General features: G+C 71.4%; 1 protein-coding gene. It reads right to left on the bottom strand.

Annotation, left to right across the window (positions count from 1 at the left end; translation table 11 throughout):
* Nucleotides 1-2112 (bottom strand): alpha-amylase family glycosyl hydrolase (locus ACJA3G_RS35620; RefSeq protein ID WP_406557169.1); only part of this gene is annotated, 2112 nt, incomplete at both ends.

Genomic DNA, 2112 nt, shown 5'->3' with positions numbered 1-2112 from the left:
GGGCGGGGGTGCCGCTCGTGGTCCGGGCGGTCGCGCTCGCGGTGCGCCCGGCCGAGTCGACGACGACGGCCTTGTAGCGCAGGGGCGTTCCGGTCGCGAGGCTCGCGGGCAGGTGCTGGACGACCTTGTACGGGGCGTGGTCGGCGGAGCCGAGGACCTGCCACTTGCCGGTGCCGGTCTGGGCGGCGAACACCACCCGGTTCAGCCGGCCGCCGTCGGTGTCGGCCGTGATCTCGACGTCTCCGGTGGCACCGGCGGCCGGGGCCGTCAGGGTGAGCGAGGGCCGTGCGGCGGGCGCGGCCGGCGGCTCGGCCGCCTTGTAGACGACGGCGGAGAGGGCGGGGACCCGTACCGAGACGCGGCGGTCGGCGCCGCTGGTGAGTGTGCCGCTGGCGCCGTAGATGCCGGTGAACGCGGCGTCGGCGGAGCCGGTCGCGAACGTGGCGCTCTTCTCCTCGGTGGCGTTGTTGACCGCCACGACGTACTCGGTCCCGGTCCTCGCGTCGGTGCGGGAGAAGGCGTAGACGCCCTTGCCCGGCTCGGCGTACCGCTCCGTCTGCACCCCGTCGGCGAGCGCCGGGTGCTGTCGGCGGAGCTTGGAGAGAGCGGCGATCGCCTTGTAGAGCGGGTGCTCCGGATCGAAAGCACTGCTCGCGTGCGTACGGCCGGTGCCGATCTGCGGGTCGTCCAGATAGTCGGCGACCTTGGACGGGAACATCGTCTGCCGGGCGTCCTTGTCGCCTCCCGACCCCGTGAAGCCCTGCTCGTCGCCGTAGTAGACGACGGGGTTGCCCCGGCTGAGGAACATCAGCTCATGGGCGAGCCGGTCGCGCCGCAGCAGTTCGGCGGCGTCGGCCTTCGGGTTGTCCTGGACGAGGAAGCCTCCGATCCGGCCCATGTCGTGGTTGCCGAGGAAGGTCACCTGCTCATAGGCGTTGGCCTTGTCGGTGGTGTAGCGGTAGTCCTGCCCCAGGGCCGCGCCCAGGTCCGCCGCCGAGCCGCCCTGCGAGACATAGCCGCGCATCGCCTGCTGGTAGGGGAAGTCCAGGGTCGCGTCCAGCCTGCCCCGTCTGACGTACGGAGAGGTCACGGACGGGTCGGCGGAGTACACCTCGCCGTAGATGAAGAAGTCCGGGCGTCCGCGCTTGGCCGCGTAGGCGTCGAGCGCGGTGGCCCACTGGGTCCAGAAGTCCAGGTCGACGTGTTTGACCGTGTCGACGCGGAAGCCGTCCACGTCGAAGTCCTTCACCCACTTCTCGTAGATCTTCTCCATGCCCCGCACGACCTCGGGCCGTTCGGTCCACAGGTCGTCGAGACCGGAGAAGTCGCCGTACTCCGCGCTCTCCCCGGCGAAGGTCGAATCGCCCCGGTTGTGGTAGAGCGCCGGGTCGTTGAGCCAGGCCGGGACCTTGGTGTCCTTCTCGGCGGCGGGCACGGTCGGGGTGTACGGGAAGGAGCCGGGGCCCACGGCGGGGAAGCCCTTGCCGCCGGCCGCGTAGGCGCTGTCGTCGAAGGGCACGCCGTCCTTCGTCAGATACGGGAACGCGCCCTTGGAGAGGTACGCCGAGCTCTGCTCGCGGTGGCCGATGACGTCGGCGGTGTGGTTGGTGATGACGTCGAAGAAGACCTTCATGCCCTTGGCGTGGGCCTTGTCGATCAGCCGGGCCAGGTCGGCGTTGGTGCCGAAGTGCGGGTCGACCTGGGTGAAGTCGGTGATCCAGTAGCCGTGGTACCCCGCGCTCTGATCGGTGCCCGTGCCCTGGACCGGCTTGTTCTTGAAGATCGGCGCCAGCCAGATCGCGGTGCTGCCCAGCCCCTTGATGTAGTCCAGCTTCCCCGTCAGGCCCTTGAGGTCGCCGCCCTGGTAGAAGCCCTTGTCGGCCGGGTCGTAGCCGGTCACCGAGCGGCCACCGGTCAGACCGCCCCGGTTGTTGGCGCTGTCGCCGTCCGCGAACCGGTCCGGCAGCACGAAGTAGGGCTGCTCCCGGGTGAGTTCGTGCCGGGCGGGCTCGGCGGCGAGCCGGGCGTCGGACGGCGGGGCCGGGGGCGCGGTGGGCGCCGGATGCGCCGCGGGCGCGGCCGACGCCAGCAGCGCCAGGGCCACGGCGGCGG

Source organism: Streptomyces sp. YS-3, assembly GCF_045257485.1.
GTDB lineage: Bacteria > Actinomycetota > Actinomycetes > Streptomycetales > Streptomycetaceae > Streptomyces.
Note: the sequence above shows the minus strand (reverse complement) of the source record. Positions and strands in the feature narration are given on the sequence as shown.